Here is a 19,214-nt window from a genome sequence, read left to right as displayed (position 1 = left end):
TCAACCCAGACTTACGAACGCTTGCCGGCGCCGCGGGCAAAGCGACGCTCGAGGCGGCTTTGACCAAATGAAAGAACAGTCACCACTGCCAGGTACCAGATGCCCGCCACAATCAGCAGCTCCATCACCCGGGCGTTGGCGTAGTAGATGTTTTGCGCGTTGTGCAAAAGCTCCGAGTACTGGATGACGCTGGCCAGGCTGGTCATTTTCACCATGCTGATGAACTCGTTGCCCACAGGCGGAATGATCACGCGCATGGCCTGCGGAAGAATGATCCTACGCAGTGCTTGCAGGCTCGGCATGCCGATGGACTTGGCGGCTTCGTACTGGCCGGTGTCCACCGACAACAGGCCGGCACGCACCACCTCGGCGGTGTAAGCGCCCTGGTTGATACTCAGGCCCAGCAGGGCGGCCACGAACGGCGTCATCAGGTCCACGGTGTCGATGCTGAACAGACCGGGAATGGCGATCACCGGGAAAATCAGCGCCAGGTTGAACCACAGCAGCAACTGCAAAATCAGCGGCGTGCCACGAAACAGCCAGGTGTAGGTGATTGCCACGTAGCGCAGGATCGGGTTGGCCGACATGCGCATGATCGCTGTGATCACCCCAATCACCACGCCCAGCGCCATCGCCAGGATCGACATGACGATGGTATTCACCAAGCCCCAAAGGATGGCCTCGGACGTGAGGAACTGGCCGATGTAGGACCATTCGATCTGGCCATTGGCGAAGGCGCGCAACAGCGCCGCCAACACAATCACGATCAATGTGGCAAAAAACATCCGCCCGTAATAGCGACGCGGCACATGCTCGTACTGCGTGATATCGAACTGGTTCTCGGACAACTTGCGCTCGGCTTCCAAGCGCTCGGCCGGGGTTTGATTCATGGTGCTACTCCAAAATTATTCTTGATGCTGATCATTCCCACGCAGAGCGTGGGAATGATCTTTAAATTCTGAAACCGGTGTAACTGTCGGCCCAACGCTGCTGAGCCGCCAACGCGGTCTTCAACCGCCCAATCTGCTCCCGAACCCGCTCCGGCGCAGTACCTCCCCAACCACTGCGCGCTGCAATCGCCGCTTCCAAAGTCAGGCAGTCGCGCACCTCGGGCGTCAACCGAGCATCCACCTGCGCCAACATCGCCGGCGAGGCTTCCCACAACTCGATCTCATGCTTCTCACAGGCCTGTACCAGCGCACCGGTAATCTCGTGTGCCTCCTTGAACGGCACGCCCCGCGTGGCCAACCAATCCGCCACCTCGGTCGCCAAGGTGAACCCCATCGGCGCCTGACGCCGCAGCTCATCCACCTGCACCCGCATGGTCGCCACCATCCCGGCCATCGCCGGCAGCACCAGCAGTAAGGTATCCACACTGTCCAGCACGCTGTGTTTGTCTTCGCTCAAATCGCGGTTGTACGACAGCGGCAACGACTTGAGCGTGGACATCAACCCGGTCAGGTTGCCGATCAAGCGCCCAGCCTTGCCCCGCGCCAGTTCGGCAATGTCCGGATTCTTCTTCTGCGGCATGATCGAACTGCCGGTGGCGTAGGCATCGTCCAGCACCACCCAGCGAAATTGCCGCGATGACCACAGGCAAAATTCCTCGGACAGCCGTGAAATATTCACGCCGAGCATCCCTGCCACGAACAGGAACTCCGCCACATGGTCACGGCTGGCGACGGCATCGATAGAGTTTTCGCACGGCCCGGTGTAGCCCATTTCCTTGGCCGAATGCTGCGGCTGACGCGCAATCGCCGAACCGGCCATCGCTGCGGCGCCCAGTGGCGACAACGCCGTACGCGCATCCCAATCCACCAGGCGCTGCACATCGCGCAGCATCGACTGGGCGTGGGCGAGCAAATGATGGGCGAACACGATGGGTTGCGCCTGTTGCAGATGGGTAAAGCCCGGGCAGATGCTCTCGATATGCTGCTCGGCCTGTTCCACCAACGCCTGCTGCAAACCCAACACCTCAGTGGTGATGGTGCGCGCATGGTCGCGCAGGAACAGGCGCAGGTCATTGGCCGTCTGGTCATTGCGCGAGCGCCCGGCGCGCAACTTGCCGCCCAGGGCGCCCAGGCGCTCGGTCAATACGCGTTCGATAAAGGTGTGTACGTCTTCGTCATCCAGGGTTGGATGCAGGCGTCCGGCGGCGAAATCCTCACCGATACGGTCCAGCGCTTCCAGCGTGCGTAACGTCTCGGACTCATCCAGCAAACCGGCGCGCTGCAGTTCACGGGCATGGGCTCGAGAGCCGGCGAGGTCGTAGGGCGTGAGGCGGAAGTAGCGCTCAGGGCAACGCGACAACGCGGCCAGCGCCGCAGACGGACCGGTCTTGAAACGAGCACCCCAAAGGCGGTCGGTGGGCTGGGACATGGGTATTCCTCACGCTTGTTTTTAGAAGAGTCGGAGGCAGTAACAGCAAAATTTCAACGCGCCAGAACCGGCGTCTGACGCGCCGTATTCAAGGTTGCCAAGGGCGGATGTTTATGTTCATTATCGCCGCCTGGCTATGTTCAAGGATTGGGTTCAAGCCTGTTGAATATGGCACTAGAGGTCAACGCGCATTATGGAAACCCCACTTTCCACTTCTGGAAACCTGCCGCCAAAACCCGGCACCCGGCCACCGCTGCAACTGAGCGGGCTGGACTTCAAATTGCTGCGGGTATTCATGGCCGTGGTCGAAGCCGGCGGTTTCAGTGCGGCGCAAAACGAACTGAATGTGGGCCTGGCGGCCATCAGCAAGCAGATCTCCGACCTGGAAATTCGCATCGGCATGCGCCTGTGCACCCGCGGCCGGGAAGGCTTCGCGCTGACCGAAGAAGGCAAGTTGGTGTATCAAGCGTCCATCGAGCTATTTACCTCGGTGGACAGTTTTCGCGACAAGCTTAGTTCGGCGCAGAATGAGCTTATTGGTGACCTTAGTGTGGGGGTTATTGATAACACCGTCTCCGACGTTAATTCCCCGCTGATCACCGCGCTAGGCAACTTACATAGCCAGTCACCCAAAGTAAGATTGCGCCTGTATGCCTCGCAGTTGGACGAAGTTGAACGCGGCGTGGTGGAAGGTCGCTTGATCGTCGGCATCGTCCCCGTCTACCAACGCCGCGAGGAGTTCGACTACTTCCCCCTTTACGAAGAAAAGGCCCACGCCTACTGCGCCGTAGGACATCCGCTGTTCAATGCGAACGACATCACTCCGCAGGTATTGCGCCGATACGAAGTGGTCAACCATCGCTACGCGATCCACCGCGACAAGCCGAACTTCGTCCACTACGACAGCCAGTCCGCCTCAGCCTCCCAGGTTGAAGCCGTCGCTATCCTGATCCTCACCGGCCGCTTCCTGGGCTTTCTGCCGGAACACTACGCCGCGCCGCTGGTAAGGGAAGGGCGCCTGCGCGCACTGTGCCCGGAGCACGTGCACCTGAACACCGCGTTCAACCTGATCCTGCGCCACAACGCCCCAAGAAGCCCGATGGTAAAAGCCTTCGCCACCGCCCTGGGCGTAAACCTAAAGACGCCGCTCTAAGCCCCGCCAAAGATCAAATGTGGGAGGTGTCGAGCTTTAGCGAGGCTCCGAAGGGATCGACTCGGTTTCCTGTTGAACCCATAAACCCGTATCGCATCTCCAGCTTCGTTAGCGTTTTTATCGAAAAATTGGATTTATTAACAAATTTGGGTGCGTATTAGCTTTTCGTGAACGCAAAATTAACGTTTTCGCCTAATATCCTCCAATAGTTATCGTTTTTTAGTTCTCGTTAGGGGATTCGACAATGCAAGTAGGTTTCAGGGTGCTCGCGGACCGCTACCGTATCGCGCTTGCGCAGCCTCTACGCGTCGAATCGGTCATTGGCACGACCCGCATGAGCCACGAGAGCAATGGACGGGTTGAACGCAAGTATCCTGCCAGCTACCAACCGTCAGACGACTTTGCAGGCCATTTCGAGTTTGGACTCAAGTACGAAGAAATCCACCTCGAATTCCTCGCACGCCTGTTTGCCGCCGCTGGCCCTGAGCCAGTCGAAGCCTGGTGCCGAAAAACGCCCTTTGGTCAATATGCCCGCCGTACCGGATTCCTTTACGAGTGGCTGACCGGACGGCATCTTGATGTGCCCGATGTCGTTAATGGCGGCTATGTCGATGCTGTTTCGGCCCAGCATTACCTGACCCGCGTTGAGCCATTACGGATACGGCGCTGGCGCATTAACGATAACCTTCCGGGTGTGCCAGCGTTCTGCCCCTTGGTCCGTCGTACCGAAGCCGTGCAAGAGGCGCTGCAGTTTGATCTGAGCGCGGCACTGCTCGAGCTGAACCAATCCTTTGGCCCCGATATGCTGATGCGTACGGCCAGCTGGCTGACGTTCAAAGAGTCGCGTGCCAGCTTTCTGATCGAGAGAGAGGCAGACAAAACCGACAGGATCCAGCGGTTTGCCCATGTAATCGCCAAGTACTGTGGCCATATCGAGGATCCGTTGAGCAGCGAAGCCCTGCACAGGTTGCAAGCCGGAATCTTGGGTGAGGAAGCACTCGGGTTGGGCTTGCGCCGCTCGCCAATCTTCGTGGGGCAGGCGACGATGCGCGAGGACATTGTGCATTACATTGCGCCGCCATTTGAGGGGCTGACGCAATTGCTCGAGGGCTTGAAAACATTTGAGTTGGCCACGCGGGGAGCCGAGCCGTTGGCCCGGGCAGCGGCAATCGCTTTCGCTTTTGTGTATATCCACCCCATGCGGGACGGTAATGGTCGGATCCATCGCTTTCTGATCAACGATACCTTGATCCGAGATAAGGCGGTGCCTGATGGCGTGATCCTGCCGGTATCAGCCACGATCACCAGTTCGATTGATTTCCGGGCGCGTTATGATCGGACGCTTGAGATGTTTTCGCGCCCATTCATGCAACGCTACGCCGCGTCCTATCGGTTTGGCGAACTTACGGTCTACGAGGATGGCACTCGCAGCAACCTGGTCTTCGACGATTACGAGGACGCGCAATTTGCGTGGCGCTATCCCGATTTGACTGAGCATGTCCTTTATACGGCGCAGGTTGTGGCGCATACGGTTCGTACAGAAATGGCTGATGAAGCGCGCTTGTTGGTCATTTTTCAGCGCGCCCAGAAGCGGCTCAAAGAGGTGCTGGAAATGCCGGACCAGGACGCAAACCGCGTCATTCGCTCTCTAAAGGAAAATGGCTGGCAGGTATCGGGGAAATTGAAGAAAGCCTATCCGCAGCTGGACGTCGCTCCCTTGGCCGAACGGGTTGTGGAAGCAGTGCGATCTGCGTTTGAAGAACGAGATTCGGATAGCGGCGACGAGTGATCGAGACTGCCGTCGGACGCGCTATCGCGCTTGGCGCAGATCAATTTGGGGGGGCTCTCGAGCCCCAGCGAGGCAGCGATGGGATCGACTCGGTGTTCCCCGATCCCAATGCCCCGCATCACCGCTGCAACCGAGCCCGCCTTTTCTTCTTCGCATGAAAGTGCCGAAAATGCGCATCCTGCGCCGCCGCCAATAACTCCCGATCCCCGCGCGTATCGCCCCAGGCCCGCAGCCGATACTCCCCCAGGTCCCCATACACCGCCTCAAGCCGCAGCACCTTGTTCTCGCACCGGCAGTTATTCCCGGTGAGCTTGCCGGTCAACACCCCGTCGACCACCTCAAGCTCAGTCCCAATCAACTTGATCCCCAGCCGATCGGCAAACGGCTGCAGCACCAGCGCCGGCGACGCCGAACACAGCGTCACCACCGCCCCCGAACCCAACTCCTGCTCCACCGACAACACGCCCGCCGGGCGCATCAAGCGCGCCCAATTGCGCTGGCAATACTCCTCGGCCTTCTGCTGCACCCACGCTTTTTCCACCCCGGTCATAAAGGTGCGGATCAACTGCGCCTTCAACTCATCCCGGCTGATCTGCTGCAGCAAAAAGCGCAACCCAGGCACGGCCAGCTTCACCATCCGGCCATAGAACGCGCCAGGGCCAAAGGCAAACTTGAGGAAGGGCACGAAACTGTCGTGGTGGGTGAGGGTGCCGTCGAAGTCAAAGACGGAAAGTACTTTGGCGTCTACGGGGCCGGCTTCGAGCATGTCTGGGTTCACGGTTGGCCTCGGTCCTGTCTAATAGTTTTAAACGTGCATCAGGTGTGACAGCAGGAGTCTACTCCCGTGCCAATCTGCCGATGTTGGCGTAAAGCCCTTCGGTGAAAGCGTCCCGATCACTGGAACGGTGACAACGCTGATGGCAATTGGGGCACAAGGCTACAGCATTGGTGATGCGATCCGAACCCTTCTGGGCCAGGTGCTTGACGTGATGTACTTCAAGAAATGGCTGACCGTTGTCTAGCGTGAACGGTGCATGTAGGCCACAGCCCTCACAAACACCTGCTGCCCGCTGACGTACCCAAGCCCGCACTTCCGGATCGCGTACGTAAGACGTGCTGGAGGTACTGACTTGTTGCGGCGTAGTGATGCCTTCGGGTTTGGTCTTGATAGGTTTGCTTTGAAGCTTCACTGCACGCCGCTCGAGTAACTCTTCATCAAACGTTGGGGCGTTGTCTTGAGATTCAACGACGCCTCGTTGCGCAAGTATTCGGACGATACGAGAGACGATTCTAGAGCCCACATTATTTGCAGCTGTGTAACCAGCAATCGGTTTCTGATTCAGCGTCTCGAATACGGCGGAAATATTGCGCATGCGATAGTCGACTGACGCTGAGGACCTAGCGGACAGCGCACCGGCACGTAAAAGCTCGTGTTCGATTGACTTTTTGTACGGCTGACCAGTTTCCTCCTGCTTCAAAATTTTGAGATAAGTATCGACGGAAGCTTCAAGCTCCTCGTCGCTCCATCCAGTATTACCTTTTTGCGTATCCATACAGTCGCCGAGGGTAGAAAACCCTCGGACGATACTGAGTAGCCATTATGGCGTCTACGAAATTTCCTACAGGTGGGTAGGAGTCGACAGTCGCGCTGGTCAACAAATTCGCTGCTTGATACGGAAAGGTTGTGCGAGCTTACGCCACCACGGCGCCTTTCCTAGCTCTCTCCGATAGGTTCGATTTACCAAAACATAAGGCATGTCTCGAAGACGTATCCAACCCTCATCCTGCCAATGCAGCAGGTTCAACGACATCTCTGGCCAATCCAGCATGCTCAACAACGGCCGTTCCATTGATCGTGTCTGGCGCTGGTCACGCAATGTCGGAACAACTTCATGAGTCAGCCGGTTAAGTAATAGGCGGTTTCCCGGTACGTAGTGATAGATCAGCAACGCATAGGCGCCGGATTCGCTAATCATCAACATTTCTTCCGGCTGACCGTGGAACAGCAGTTTCAAGGTTTTTCGTTGGTCTTCACCGAGCTTGCGAGTCGTTCGCCCATCTAAATACCAGCCCATCAAGCGCCCAAGGTCGCGAGCGCAAAACCAAGGCTGGCCCTTCTAAAAGAAGGGCATGTAGCAGATGAGTATGACGAGTGAAGACGGTGGCAATGAATGAATCATGTATTACTACCCTCTCGGTGGCAGGTGACTCGAGCAAATATTGGCTACGCATTTCTATGACCTCTACGTGTTTTATGGCAGGGCTTGAGCCCAACGTAGAGCGCGGATTAAAGAAATTCCGACGGGCTCGCCTCAACGCAGTATGAGTTCCGCAGGAGCTGAGGTCCCGACGGATTGCTGACTGTGCATTGAGGGTTGCTTCTACGTTGGGCGTTTCTTAGGCACCTGAGATGAGGCTAGCTGTATACAAGGACTCCAATCAACTCCCCAGGGAGCGCGAATAAGTAAGAAATTTCCTGTTTTTCTGCGCAGTCTTGCAATACCTGATCTATGATCTAGCGGCCATTTGCCACTTTTTCGGATTATGTTTTTAACGGATGCTGTGTTACGAGGAATCTATGGAAAGTATTACTGCGTCAGCAATTGATAATATTTATAAAGAGACGAAGAATTTTCTTATAATTGGCTTGACTGGTCGTACAGGTTCCGGATGCACTACCGCAGCTAAAATACTATCTTCTGGTGAGATAAACGTCCCTGCTGAAGGTTATGAGGGGTTAACGGCCAACGAATTGAAGAAACATAGGATCATAAAAAGATATATTGACGGAAGCGGCTGGCAGCCATTTTACAGGGTTGAGGTAAGTTGTGTTATTACATATCACTTATCTATTCTTCCAGTTCGTGCGTTTAGCAGTTATCTAGCGAGATTTTTCCCCGATTTTTCTAGGCAAGACATAATTGCGGCCTCCAAGGTTTTTCATGCAGTAAGAAAGAAGGTGGTCAAGCTTAATTTGACCTATGGGGCGCTTGCTCCAAACCATGTATTAGATTGGTTTGATCTTTACCTGAAAGAGTTGCCGATAATAACTGATAAGTTGAGGGTTGTTTTAGGTGGCGCAAATTTTACTCGGCTCTACCAAAAAACTGGGGATAATATAAGGGCGTCAGCGCGGGCTGATGAGTCGAATTTTTTTGCTGAGGAAATATTTAACTTTCCTAAGCATATTAATTTTATTATTAAGGTTGTTCGAGCTAAAACGAAATTGGATGGTTTGCCTTGTCGTATCGTGATTGATGCGATTAGGAGCCCTTACGAGGCATTCTTTCTAAAGCGCAGATATGCGAATTTTTATTTGTTCTCTATTAATACGACAGATGTTGAGAGACGTCGTAGTCTGCGAGAGTTTCGAAAATTTTCAATTGAAGTGATTGCTGAAATAGACGCTAAAGAATATCCCAGTAAGCTCTCAGGAGCAGAGAGATTCATTGCGCAAAATATGCAGGAATGCATAGAAAATTCTGATGTGCACGTTCATAACTCCAAAGGCAGTGAGTTTAATCACAATGATTTGGTGAGTCAGTTGGCTTGGTATGTAACGCTGATGACTAGGCCGGGGATTATAATGCCTACGTCTTTAGAGAACTGTATGCAGATAGCGTATACGGCAAAGCAAAATTCTGGTTGTATATCTAGACAGGTTGGGGCGGTTGTAACAGATGAATTTTATAGTATTAAATCAGTTGGTTGGAACAGCACGCCTCAGGGGCAAACACCCTGCATATTGAGAAGCGCAGAGGACTTATTGCTAGGGTTGAATAAAGATGACTACAGTGATTACGAGCAAAAAGATCCTAAGTTTAGAGCTGCGTTGAGTAATAAGTTTTCTAAAATAATCGCCAAAAGTGGGCAGGGGGATAGGAATCTATCTTACTGTTTTAAGGGGATACAAAATGAGATAGAAGGTGAGAAAAACCAAGTTCATACTCGATCTTTACATGCTGAAGAAAACGCATTTATGCAAATATCTAAGCATGGAGGTCAAAGACTTGCGGGCGGAGTATTGTTCACTACAGCTAGCCCGTGCGAACTTTGTGCAAAAAAAGCATACCAGCTTGGGCTAAAGAAAATTGTTTATATAGACCCCTATCCTGGGATTGCTACTGACCATATTTTATCAGCGGGATCAAGGCGTCCAGAACTCGAGCTCTTTAGGGGGGCGGTGGGGCGAGCTTTTTACCAACTATACCAGCCTTTAATGCCTTACAAAGATGAGGTGGAGTTGGTTTTTGATCTGGGTGTGTATCACGATCCTAAAAAGCCATCAAAAAAATTTCTACTAGATGAAAATTCTAAGTTAGCGGAGCGAAATGACTTTCTTGAGAGTGAATTGCTTCGGCTGAATGCTATTTTGAGTGGCGGAAGGGGGACTTAAAGTCTTTTGACTTAGGGTAAGTAAGCCCTGATATTCAGGGCTTACCAACCTCATTGATCAGCATTAGCTAAATGCAATTTTTCTCCGTAATCAATCCCAGCTCAACGCCCCACCCGTCTGATATTCAATCACACGGGTCTCGAAGAAGTTCTTCTCTTTCTTCAAGTCCATGATCTCGCTCATCCAAGGGAACGGGTTAGTCGTGCCTGGATACTCTTCCTTCAAGCCAATCTGCGACAGGCGACGGTTAGCGATGAACTTGAGGTAATCCTCCATCATCGCCGCGTTCATGCCCAATACGCCGCGCGGCATGGTGTCGCGAGCGTATTCGATTTCCAGCTGGGTCCCTTGCAGGATCATCTGGGTCGCTTCTTCTTTCATCTCGGCATCCCACAGGTGTGGGTTTTCGATCTTGATCTGGTTGATCACGTCGATACCGAAGTTCAGGTGCATCGACTCGTCGCGCAGGATGTACTGGAACTGCTCGGCCACGCCGGTCATTTTGTTGCGGCGGCCCATGGACAGGATCTGGGTGAAGCCGCAATAAAAGAAGATGCCTTCCAGCACGCAGTAGTAGGCGACCAGGTTGCGCAGCAGTTCCTTGTCGGTGTCGACGGTGCCGGTTTCGAACTTCGGATCGGAGATCGAACGGGTGTATTTCAGGCCCCAGGCGGCTTTCTTCGCGACCGATGGAATCTCGTGGTACATGTTGAAGATTTCGCCTTCATCCATGGCCAGCGATTCGATGCAGTACTGGTAGGCGTGGGTGTGGATCGCTTCTTCGAAGGCCTGGCGCAGGATGTACTGGCGGCACTCCGGGTTGGTGATCAGGCGGTACACGGCCAGCACCAGGTTGTTGGCAACCAGCGAGTCGGCGGTGGAGAAGAAGCCGAGGTTGCGCATGACGATGCGGCGTTCGTCGTCGGTCAGGCCTTCGGGGTTTTTCCACAGGGCGATGTCGGCGGTCATGTTGACCTCTTGCGGCATCCAGTGGTTGGCGCAGCCGTCGAGGTATTTCTGCCAGGCCCAGTCGTACTTGAAAGGCACGAGTTGGTTGAGGTCGGCGCGGCAGTTGATCATGCGCTTTTCGTCAACGGCGACGCGGGCGGAGGCGCCTTCGAGCTCGGCGAGGCCTTCGGCGACGTCGAGTTTGTCCAGGGCGGCCTTGGCGCGCACGATGGCGGCGGAGTCGTTGGCGGTGACGGCGCGGGCTTCAACGGCGGCGGCGGCGCCGGCACCGTCGAGGCGGTCCATGTTGGCTTCGGTGGCGTGGCCGGCGTTGGCGCCTTTGGTGGCTACTTCGCCTTCTTCTTCTTTGTCGAATTCGTCCCAGCTCAGCATGACGTGTCGTCTCCTGCGTGAGGGCTCAAAGGTGCCCGTGTGAAACCGGATGGTTGGGTGTTCACACGGCCCTGAGGCCGCGGTGGATCTTAAGGAATCGTTTGTTGCAGCAGCTAGCGCAGGCATTAAACGCAATTGGGTTACGGGTTCTGCATGAGGCTTGAGGTGCGGAGCGGTAGGGGCTTGCTCCTGCGGAGGCCTCAGGTCTGGCTCTTCGTCCCTGTGTAAAGGGATATTGCAGGCCCGATTTACCCGCGCATTATAGGGAAAAAATCAGCTTTGTGTTGTGGCGGATTGTCCCGGCGAGCGGACAAAAAGCCTGTGATTTAGGCCAGGGTGCGGGTTTACAGGGGGTTGGCGGGGTAGGAATTTTTTGACGGGCGGTGGGATGTTTTTTGCGGGGGGAGGGCGCTGGCGTTTTGCGCTGGATTTAAAGCTGGCTCTTTGCCGCAAGAACGATTTCTTGCGGCGAGTAAGAATCCACTAACTTGGTAATCAGCCGTTAGAGCAGCCGTTACCCATTACATGGTAATTAAGAATATGACGTTGGCCTTGGGAATCTTCATATTCCATCTTGGCCGGTACAACTTCGCATACTTCCGGGATGTTGCTCATGGACAGGACTTTTGCGACGTCCAAGTGGGTGCTGTAGGTATAGTCTTCAACGATGGGGGCGTTCTGGCCGGCCAGTTCGGTCGGGGCTTCGTCGGCAAGGGCGGCGGTGGCGCACAGGCTGCTGAGGGCCAAAACTAATAACGCTTTCATTTCTCTATTTACCTTCTTCAGGGCGAAAGGGGTCACGGGGCCCTTGTGAGGCCGCGTGTGTAACTTAAGAGTTGGGAAGTTCGGATTAACGTTGCCTTCGTGGGGGCTGTTGCGTTGTTAATCTCGGTGTCGTGTTGACGGCGTTGATTCTAAGCCTGTGAGTTATATTCATATACCCGTGGTTTTGATAAACACTTTTGGCGGTTTTTGTAACAATCCCTCGGTGAAGGAATTTTCAGAAACTCGCAGCGCGCCGCAGGGCGCGGGCCAGAGCGGCAAACGGGTATAGCTGGGCAGTTTGTAGGGTCTTGTTACTACCATCGTCGAATGGTTCTATAGGCCCACCCCGGCTACAACAGGGGCCATACAACAACAACTATTGTCACCGAGGTAAGAAAGATGAGTGCGGCTTCCCTGTACCCCGTTCGCCCCGAAGTAGCAGCCAACACGCTGACCGACGAGGCGACCTACAAGGCGATGTACCAGCAGTCGGTGGTCAACCCCGATGGTTTCTGGCGCGAGCAAGCCAAGCGTCTTGACTGGATCAAGCCTTTCACCACGGTGAAGCAGACCTCGTTCGACGATCACCATGTCGACATCAAGTGGTTCGCCGATGGCACCCTGAACGTTTCCTACAACTGCCTGGACCGTCACCTCGCCGAGCGCGGCGACCAGATCGCGATCATCTGGGAGGGCGATGACCCTGCCGAGAGCCGCAACATCACCTACCGCGAGCTGCATGAAGAAGTCTGCAAGTTCGCCAACGCCCTGCGCGGCCAGGATGTGCATCGCGGCGACGTGGTGACTATCTATATGCCGATGATCCCCGAAGCCGTGGTCGCCATGCTGGCCTGTACCCGCATCGGTGCGATTCACTCGGTGGTGTTCGGCGGTTTCTCGCCTGAAGCCCTGGCAGGTCGCATCATCGACTGTAAGTCGAAGGTGGTGATCACTGCTGACGAAGGCATCCGCGCCGGTAAGAAAATTCCGCTGAAGGCCAACGTCGACGATGCGCTGACCAACCCGGAAACCAGCAGCATCCAGAAGGTTATCGTGTGCAAGCGCACCAATGGCGCGATCAAGTGGAACCAGCATCGCGACATCTGGTACGAAGACCTGATGAAGGTGGCGGGCACCGTGTGTGCGCCCAAAGAGATGGGCGCTGAAGAAGCGCTGTTTATCCTCTACACCTCCGGTTCCACCGGCAAGCCCAAGGGCGTGCAGCACACCACCGGCGGCTACCTGCTGTATGCGGGCCTGACCCACGAGCGCGTGTTCGACTACCGCCCAGGCGAAATCTACTGGTGCACCGCGGACGTGGGCTGGGTCACCGGCCATACCTATATTGTCTACGGCCCGCTGTCGAACGGCGCGACCACCGTGCTGTTCGAAGGCGTGCCGAACTACCCGGACATCACTCGGGTGGCGAAGATCGTCGACAAGCACAAGGTCAATATTCTCTACACCGCACCGACTGCGATCCGCGCCATGATGGCTTCGGGCACCGCCGCCTGCGAAGGCGCCGATGGCAGCAGCCTGCGCCTGCTCGGTTCGGTGGGCGAACCGATCAACCCGGAAGCCTGGGACTGGTACTACAAGAATGTCGGCCAATCCCGTTGCCCGATTGTTGATACCTGGTGGCAGACCGAAACCGGCGGCAACATGATGAGCCCATTGCCGGGCGCTCATGCGCTCAAGCCGGGTTCGGCGGCACGGCCGTTCTTCGGTGTGGTGCCGGCGCTGGTGGACAACCTCGGCAACCTGATCGAAGGCGTCGCCGAGGGCAACCTGGTGATCCTCGATTCGTGGCCGGGCCAGGCGCGTACGCTGTACGGCGACCATGATCGTTTTGTGGACACCTACTTCAAGACCTTCCGCGGCATGTACTTCACCGGCGACGGTGCGCGGCGTGACGAGGACGGCTACTACTGGATCACCGGGCGGGTGGATGACGTGTTGAACGTGTCCGGCCACCGCATGGGCACGGCCGAGATCGAAAGCGCCATGGTGGCGCACCCCAAAGTCGCGGAAGCGGCGGTGGTCGGTGTGCCGCATGACATCAAGGGCCAGGGCATCTATGTGTATGTCACCCTCAAGAATGGCGAAGAGCCGAGCGAAGCGCTGCGCCTGGAACTGAAGAACTGGGTGCGCAAGGAAATCGGCCCGATTGCCTCGCCGGACGTGATCCAGTGGGCGCCGGGCTTGCCGAAGACGCGCTCGGGTAAAATCATGCGGCGGATTCTGCGCAAGATTGCCACGGCTGAGTATGACGGGCTGGGCGATATCTCCACCCTGGCCGACCCAGGGGTGGTGGCGCATCTGATCGAGACGCACAAGACCATGAACGTCGCGTAAGGCGGGTTTGGTAGGACAAAGCCCTATCCGGTGTCAGCCGGGTGGGGCTTTTTTGTGATCTCTCAAAAACACTGACGACCCTATGTGGGAGGGGGCTTGCCTTAATGCCAGTCAGTTCAGGCTTTTCGTAGGAGCGAGCTTGCTCGCGAAGAACTCAGGGCCACTGCGTTTATCCAGGATGAACGCGTTGCCTGGGCGTTTTTCGCGAGCAAGCTCGCTCCTACAGTGAACCTCTTTCGCTGGCTTGCCCCCTCCCACACTTGATGCGCATTTCAGATCAATAAATATCGGTTTATCGCGTAGGACGTTTCTGAATGTTACCGTCACGCCTGAATGTGTAACCCTCGGCCCAAACCTGAGGCAATGTGCTACGGCAATGCCCCGAAAAACCCCATTCCAGACCCTCTGGGAAATAAGATTAAACGCCACACTTGCCGTGCTAGAAGGGTTTGCGAATAATAGGCCCGCTATTTGCAGTATCAACTGGTTTAATATCTTTTGTCTCTGCACAAAATTCAGAGGCTGTCAATGTGCTGGAACCGCTTTCTCGGTGCTTCTGTAAATTGTTGTCGCATTGAGGAAATATCGGCTTCCAGCCTGTCGTTAGAATGCCGATCACTCGCTCGTCGTCGCTGGCACTCACTGGCGCAGGACGCTGCACCGCTATTCGGTTTCACCTTCGCCGCATCGTGGGCCATGGCTCATACTGCTGTTTTGCCCTATACCGATGGAGTCCCAAGATGAAGAAACTCGTGCTGTTGGGCGCCCTGGCGCTGTCCGTGCTGTCCATGCAGGCTTTCGCCGAAGGCAAGCCACTGAAAATTGGTATCGAAGCAGCCTACCCTCCGTTTGCCTCCAAGGCGCCGGATGGCAGCATCGTCGGTTTTGACTACGACATCGGCAACGCGCTGTGCAAACAGATGGACGTGAAGTGCACGTGGGTCGAGCAGGAATTCGACGGCCTGATCCCGGCACTGAAAGTGCGCAAGATCGACGCCATCCTGTCCTCGATGTCCATCACCGAAGACCGCAAGAAGTCGGTGGACTTCACCACCCGCTACTACCTGACCCCAGCTCGCCTGGTGATGAAGGAAGGCACTGCCGTCAGCGACAGCCTGGATGAATTGAAGGGCAAGAAGATCGGCGTGCAGCGCGGTTCGATCCATGACCGCTTCGCCAAGGAAGTCCTGGCTCCGAAGGGCGCCACTATCGTTCCTTACGGCACCCAGAACGAAATCTACCTGGACGTGGAAGCTGGTCGCCTTGACGGCACCGTGGCCGACGCCACCCTGCTGCAGGACGGTTTCCTGAAGACTGACGCCGGCAAAGGCTACGCGTTCACCGGTCCTGCGTTCACCGACGTCAAATACTTCGGCGACGGCGTAGGCATCGCGGTTCGCAAGGGCGACAAGGAAAACCTGGAGCGTATCAACGCGGCTATCGCTGCGATCCGTGCCAACGGTGAGTACAAGAAGATCCAGGACAAGTACTTCGACTTCGATATTTACGGCGCTGACGCCAAGTAAATAGTCGCAGCTGTCTGTCCGAAATGGCGCAAGCAACAGAACACTCTGAAGTTTGCGCCATTTTTTCATCCCCCTTTTCGAGGACCTGAATCATGTTGAAAGGCTACGGGGCCGTCATCCTCGATGGCGCATGGTTGACGCTTCAGCTCGCCTTGTCGTCCATGGCCTTGGCCATTGTTCTGGGTCTGATCGGGGTCGCGTTACGCCTGTCGCCGGTGCGCTGGTTGGCCTGGCTGGGTGACTTGTACTCCACGGTGATCCGCGGGATCCCCGACCTGGTGCTGATCCTGTTGATCTTCTACGGCGGCCAGGACTTGCTTAACCGCGTCGCGCCGATGCTCGGCTTTGACGACTATATTGACTTGAACCCCTTGGCCGCCGGTATCGGCACCCTGGGTTTCATCTTTGGCGCGTACCTGTCGGAAACTTTCCGCGGCGCCTTCATGGCCATTCCCAAGGGCCAGGCCGAGGCCGGCCTGGCGTATGGCATGAGCAGCTTTCAGGTATTTTTCCGGGTGATGGTGCCGCAGATGATTCGGCTGGCGATCCCCGGTTTTACCAATAACTGGCTGGTGCTCACCAAGGCCACCGCGCTGATTTCAGTGGTGGGCCTGCAAGACATGATGTTCAAGGCCAAGCAGGCGGCCGACGCCACCCGCGAGCCTTTTACCTTCTTCCTCGCAGTGGCGGCGATGTACCTGGTGATCACCAGCGTGTCGTTGCTGGCCCTGCGCTATCTTGAGAAGCGCTACTCGGTAGGCGTAAGGGCGGCTGATCTATGATCTTCGACTACAACGTCATCTGGGAGGCCATGCCGCTGTACCTTGGCGGCTTGCTGACCACCCTGAAACTGCTCGCCATCTCGCTGTTCTTCGGCCTGCTCGCCGCCTTGCCCCTGGGCTTGATGCGCGTGTCCAAGCAGCCGATCGTCAACGGTGTGGCCTGGCTCTACACCTATGTGATTCGCGGCACGCCGATGCTGGTGCAGCTGTTCCTGATCTACTACGGGCTGGCGCAGTTCGAGGCCGTGCGTGAAAGCTTCCTCTGGCCGCTGCTGTCCAGCGCCACGTTCTGTGCGTGCCTGGCATTTGCAATCAACACCAGCGCCTATACCGCCGAGATCATCGCCGGCAGCCTCAAGGCCACGCCCAATGGCGAGATCGAAGCGGCCAAGGCCATGGGCATGTCGCGCTACAAGCTGTACCGCCGCATCCTGTTGCCGTCGGCCCTGCGCCGCGCGCTGCCGCAGTACAGCAACGAAGTGATCATGATGCTGCAGACCACCAGCCTGGCCTCCATCGTTACCCTGATCGACATCACCGGTGCCGCGCGCACGGTGAACGCCCAGTATTACCTGCCGTTCGAAGCCTATATCACCGCCGGTGTGTTCTACCTGTGCCTGACGTTCATCCTGGTGCGCCTGTTCAAATTGGCCGAGCGCCGCTGGCTGAGCTACCTGGCTCCACGGAAGCATTGATATGGAACGTATCGATCACCTGTTGCCTTGGGGCCACCTGGGTTGCGAGCGCCAACTGAGCGTGTTTCGTTTCGGCGGTGGCGAGCGCAAGGCCTATATCCAGGCCAGCCTGCACGCCGATGAGTTGCCTGGCATGCGCGCCGCCTGGGAGTTGAAGAAACGCCTTGCTGAACTGGAACGCCAGGGTGCGCTCAACGGCGTGATCGAGCTGGTGCCGGTGGCCAACCCGATGGGCCTGGGCCAACTGCTGCAAGGCAGCCACCAGGGGCGCTTCGAGATTGGCAGCGGCAAGAATTTCAATCGCGATTTCGTTGAGTTGAGCGAGCCGGTCGCCGAGCGCCTGCAAGGCAAGCTGGGCGATGACCCGCACGCCAATGTGCGCCTGATCCGCCAGGCCATGAGCGATGCGCTCAACGCCTTGCCCGCGCCGAGCAGCCAACTGCAAGGCATGCAGCGGGTGTTGCTGAGCCACGCCTGCACCGCCGATATCGTCCTCGACCTGCATTGCGACGCCGAAGCCGCGCTGCACATGTACGCGCTGCCCCAGCACTGGCCGCAGTGGCGTTCGCTGTCGGCGCATCTGAATGTGAAAGTCGGCCTGCTGGCGGAAGATTCCGGTGGCAGTTCGTTTGACGAGGCGTGTTCGCTGCCCTGGCTGCGTTTGTCGCGCGCGTTCCCCGAGGCGCAGATTCCGCTGGCGTGTTTGGCCACTACCCTGGAGCTGGGCGGCCAGGCCGACACCGGCCGCGACGAGGCGATCTTCCACGCCGAGGGCATCCTGGCGTTCCTCGCTGAACAAGGCCTGATTACAGGCGAGTGGCCCGCGCCGCAACACGAACCCTGTGAAGGCATGCCCTTTGAAGGCACCGAGTTGCTGTTCGCGCCCCACGCCGGGGTGATCAGTTACCTGCGTAAGGCCGGTGACTGGGTTGAAACCGGCGAACCGATTTTTGAAGTGATTGACCCCTTGACCGACCGCGTCAGCATTATTTGCGCGGGCACCTCGGGGGTGTTGTTTGCCGTTGAACGGCTACGTTATGCCCAAGCGGGTTTCTGGCTGGCCAAGGTGGCGGGGCGCGATGCGCTGCGTCACGGGCGCTTGCTCAACGACTGACCACCTGTTTTTGTGAGAACCGACCGCATGTATAAGCTTGAAGTCCAAGACCTGCATAAACGCTATGGCAGTCATGAAGTGCTCAAAGGCGTGTCCCTGGCCGCCGCGGCCGGTGATGTGATCAGCATCATCGGTTCCAGCGGTTCAGGCAAAAGTACCTTTTTGCGCTGCATCAACCTGCTCGAGCAACCCCATGCCGGCAAGATTCTGCTCAATAACGAAGAGCTGAAACTGGTGGCGAACAAGGACGGCGCCATGAAGGCCGCCGACCCCAAGCAGCTGCAGCGCATGCGTTCGCGCCTGTCCATGGTATTCCAGCATTTCAACCTGTGGTCGCACATGACCGCGATTGAAAACGTGATGGAAGCGCCGGTGCATGTACTCGGCGTGTCGAAGAAAGAAGCCCGTGAAAAGGCCGAGCACTACCTGGCCAAGGTCGGCGTGGGTCATCGCAAGGATGCGTTCCCCGGCCACATGTCCGGCGGCGAGCAGCAGCGCGTGGCCATTGCCCGTGCGCTGGCAATGGAGCCGGAGGTGATGCTGTTCGACGAACCCACCTCGGCGCTGGACCCGGAACTGGTCGGCGAAGTGCTCAAGGTGATGCAGGACCTGGCCCAGGAAGGCCGCACCATGGTGGTGGTCACCCACGAAATGGGCTTTGCCCGTGAAGTGTCGAACCAGTTGGTGTTTCTGCACAAAGGCATCGTCGAAGAGCGCGGCAACCCGCGGGAAGTGCTGGTCAACCCGCAATCGGAACGGTTGCAGCAGTTCCTGTCCGGCAGTTTGAAATAACCACTTCCTGGGGATGCTGCTCATGTGGGAGGGGGCTTGCTCCCGATAGCGGTATATCAGATACACATTTGCTGACTGATCCACCGCTATCGGGAGCAAGCCCCCCTCCCACATTGGGATCTACATC

General features: G+C 56.7%; 15 protein-coding genes and 1 pseudogene. 9 read left to right on the top strand and 7 right to left on the bottom strand.

All coding sequences use genetic code 11. From position 1 onward, the window contains the following. Positions 1 to 11: 11 nt before the first annotated feature. Together QF045_RS23905 and argH are read right to left on the bottom strand one after the other, a co-directional pair. Positions 12 to 890: an amino acid ABC transporter permease gene (locus QF045_RS23905; protein ID WP_016979819.1), complete on the bottom strand. Its 879-nt coding sequence runs from the start codon at positions 888 to 890 to the stop codon at positions 12 to 14. 61 nt (positions 891 to 951) lie between these two features. Beyond that, positions 952 to 2,379 carry an argininosuccinate lyase gene (gene argH / locus QF045_RS23900; protein ID WP_306494310.1) on the bottom strand — a complete coding sequence of 476 codons (1,428 nt, stop codon included), beginning with the start codon at positions 2,377 to 2,379 and terminating at the stop codon, positions 952 to 954. A gap of 193 nt (positions 2,380 to 2,572) precedes the next feature. On the opposite strand from argH, the gene QF045_RS23895 reads away from it, so the two are divergent. Together QF045_RS23895 and QF045_RS23890 are read left to right on the top strand one after the other, a co-directional pair. Beyond that, the gene (locus QF045_RS23895) at positions 2,573 to 3,532 is read left to right on the top strand and encodes a LysR family transcriptional regulator (RefSeq protein ID WP_306494309.1); all 960 of its coding nucleotides are present in this window, start codon (positions 2,573 to 2,575) and stop codon (positions 3,530 to 3,532) included. Positions 3,533 to 3,776: 244 nt separating this feature from the next. Further along, entirely contained in the window at positions 3,777 to 5,321 is a 1,545-nt protein-coding gene (locus QF045_RS23890; RefSeq protein WP_306494308.1) for a Fic family protein, read from the top strand. Between the two features lie 118 nt (positions 5,322 to 5,439). Here QF045_RS23890 and QF045_RS23885 read toward each other — a convergent pair whose 3' ends face one another. The 3 genes and pseudogenes from QF045_RS23885 to QF045_RS23875 all read right to left on the bottom strand — a co-directional run bounded on the left by QF045_RS23885 (position 5,440) and on the right by QF045_RS23875 (position 7,553). Next, on the bottom strand, positions 5,440 to 6,087 hold the full coding sequence (locus tag QF045_RS23885; protein ID WP_306494307.1) for an HAD-IB family hydrolase: 648 nt from the start codon (positions 6,085 to 6,087) through the stop codon (positions 5,440 to 5,442). 70 nt (positions 6,088 to 6,157) lie between these two features. Further along, the gene (locus QF045_RS23880) at positions 6,158 to 6,874 is read right to left on the bottom strand and encodes an HNH endonuclease (protein WP_306494306.1); all 717 of its coding nucleotides are present in this window, start codon (positions 6,872 to 6,874) and stop codon (positions 6,158 to 6,160) included. A gap of 99 nt (positions 6,875 to 6,973) precedes the next feature. Next, positions 6,974 to 7,553, bottom strand: a pseudogene (locus tag QF045_RS23875) (Bro-N domain-containing protein). Between the two features lie 346 nt (positions 7,554 to 7,899). Here QF045_RS23875 and QF045_RS23870 point away from each other — a divergent pair. Further along, complete coding sequence (locus QF045_RS23870) at positions 7,900 to 9,717, top strand: deaminase (RefSeq protein WP_306494305.1); 1,818 nt, start codon at positions 7,900 to 7,902, stop codon at positions 9,715 to 9,717. Between the two features lie 90 nt (positions 9,718 to 9,807). Here the strand turns inward: QF045_RS23870 and QF045_RS23865 are convergent, their stop codons facing one another. Together QF045_RS23865 and QF045_RS23860 are read right to left on the bottom strand one after the other, a co-directional pair. Beyond that, positions 9,808 to 11,058, bottom strand: coding sequence for a ribonucleotide-diphosphate reductase subunit beta (locus tag QF045_RS23865; RefSeq protein WP_306494304.1), 1,251 nt, complete (start codon positions 11,056 to 11,058; stop codon positions 9,808 to 9,810). Positions 11,059 to 11,553: 495 nt separating this feature from the next. Further along, a complete protein-coding gene (locus tag QF045_RS23860) occupies positions 11,554 to 11,823 on the bottom strand; it encodes a DUF2790 domain-containing protein (RefSeq protein WP_306494303.1) in 270 nt (89 codons plus the stop codon). Between the two features lie 399 nt (positions 11,824 to 12,222). Here QF045_RS23860 and acs point away from each other — a divergent pair, with 399 nt between their 5' ends. The 6 genes from acs (at position 12,223) to QF045_RS23830 (ending at position 19,087) form a co-directional block, all read left to right on the top strand. After that, entirely contained in the window at positions 12,223 to 14,178 is a 1,956-nt protein-coding gene (gene acs, locus QF045_RS23855; RefSeq protein ID WP_306494302.1) for an acetate--CoA ligase, read from the top strand. 740 nt (positions 14,179 to 14,918) lie between these two features. Then, on the top strand, positions 14,919 to 15,704 hold the full coding sequence (locus QF045_RS23850) for an ABC transporter substrate-binding protein (protein ID WP_124420657.1): 786 nt from the start codon (positions 14,919 to 14,921) through the stop codon (positions 15,702 to 15,704). A 92-nt stretch (positions 15,705 to 15,796) separates the two neighbouring features. Next, positions 15,797 to 16,486, top strand: a complete 690-nt coding sequence (locus tag QF045_RS23845; protein ID WP_078738713.1) for an ABC transporter permease — start codon at positions 15,797 to 15,799, stop codon at positions 16,484 to 16,486. Continuing rightward, a complete protein-coding gene (locus QF045_RS23840) occupies positions 16,483 to 17,181 on the top strand; it encodes an ABC transporter permease (RefSeq protein WP_034119440.1) in 699 nt (232 codons plus the stop codon). The genes QF045_RS23845 and QF045_RS23840 overlap by 4 nt, the downstream gene beginning before the upstream one ends. Before the next feature lies 1 nt (position 17,182). Continuing rightward, positions 17,183 to 18,295: a succinylglutamate desuccinylase/aspartoacylase family protein gene (locus QF045_RS23835; RefSeq protein WP_306494301.1), complete on the top strand. Its 1,113-nt coding sequence runs from the start codon at positions 17,183 to 17,185 to the stop codon at positions 18,293 to 18,295. Between the two features lie 27 nt (positions 18,296 to 18,322). Next, positions 18,323 to 19,087, top strand: coding sequence for an ABC transporter ATP-binding protein (locus QF045_RS23830; protein WP_010208310.1), 765 nt, complete (start codon positions 18,323 to 18,325; stop codon positions 19,085 to 19,087). Positions 19,088 to 19,214 lie beyond the last annotated feature (127 nt).

It is taken from the genome of Pseudomonas sp. W4I3 (assembly GCF_030816195.1).
In the GTDB taxonomy this organism is placed as follows: Bacteria; Pseudomonadota; Gammaproteobacteria; order Pseudomonadales; family Pseudomonadaceae; genus Aquipseudomonas.
This window is presented reverse-complemented; position numbering and strand designations above follow the sequence as displayed.

What these genes read in the sequence shown, in the direction of transcription:
- QF045_RS23830 (WP_010208310.1), top strand. Translation starts at nt 18,323, where the DNA reads ATGTATAAGCTTGAAGTCCAAGACCTGCATAAACGCTATGGCAGTCAT.
- QF045_RS23835 (WP_306494301.1), top strand. Translation starts at nt 17,183, where the DNA reads ATGGAACGTATCGATCACCTGTTGCCTTGGGGCCACCTGGGTTGCGAG.
- QF045_RS23845 (WP_078738713.1), top strand. Translation starts at nt 15,797, where the DNA reads ATGTTGAAAGGCTACGGGGCCGTCATCCTCGATGGCGCATGGTTGACG.
- QF045_RS23870 (WP_306494305.1), top strand. Translation starts at nt 7,900, where the DNA reads ATGGAAAGTATTACTGCGTCAGCAATTGATAATATTTATAAAGAGACG.
- QF045_RS23840 (WP_034119440.1), top strand. Translation starts at nt 16,483, where the DNA reads ATGATCTTCGACTACAACGTCATCTGGGAGGCCATGCCGCTGTACCTT.
- QF045_RS23885 (WP_306494307.1), bottom strand. Translation starts at nt 6,087, where the DNA reads ATGCTCGAAGCCGGCCCCGTAGACGCCAAAGTACTTTCCGTCTTTGAC.
- acs (WP_306494302.1), top strand. Translation starts at nt 12,223, where the DNA reads ATGAGTGCGGCTTCCCTGTACCCCGTTCGCCCCGAAGTAGCAGCCAAC.
- QF045_RS23890 (WP_306494308.1), top strand. Translation starts at nt 3,777, where the DNA reads ATGCAAGTAGGTTTCAGGGTGCTCGCGGACCGCTACCGTATCGCGCTT.
- argH (WP_306494310.1), bottom strand. Translation starts at nt 2,379, where the DNA reads ATGTCCCAGCCCACCGACCGCCTTTGGGGTGCTCGTTTCAAGACCGGT.
- QF045_RS23895 (WP_306494309.1), top strand. Translation starts at nt 2,573, where the DNA reads ATGGAAACCCCACTTTCCACTTCTGGAAACCTGCCGCCAAAACCCGGC.
- QF045_RS23860 (WP_306494303.1), bottom strand. Translation starts at nt 11,823, where the DNA reads ATGAAAGCGTTATTAGTTTTGGCCCTCAGCAGCCTGTGCGCCACCGCC.
- QF045_RS23905 (WP_016979819.1), bottom strand. Translation starts at nt 890, where the DNA reads ATGAATCAAACCCCGGCCGAGCGCTTGGAAGCCGAGCGCAAGTTGTCC.
- QF045_RS23880 (WP_306494306.1), bottom strand. Translation starts at nt 6,874, where the DNA reads ATGGATACGCAAAAAGGTAATACTGGATGGAGCGACGAGGAGCTTGAA.
- QF045_RS23850 (WP_124420657.1), top strand. Translation starts at nt 14,919, where the DNA reads ATGAAGAAACTCGTGCTGTTGGGCGCCCTGGCGCTGTCCGTGCTGTCC.
- QF045_RS23865 (WP_306494304.1), bottom strand. Translation starts at nt 11,058, where the DNA reads ATGCTGAGCTGGGACGAATTCGACAAAGAAGAAGAAGGCGAAGTAGCC.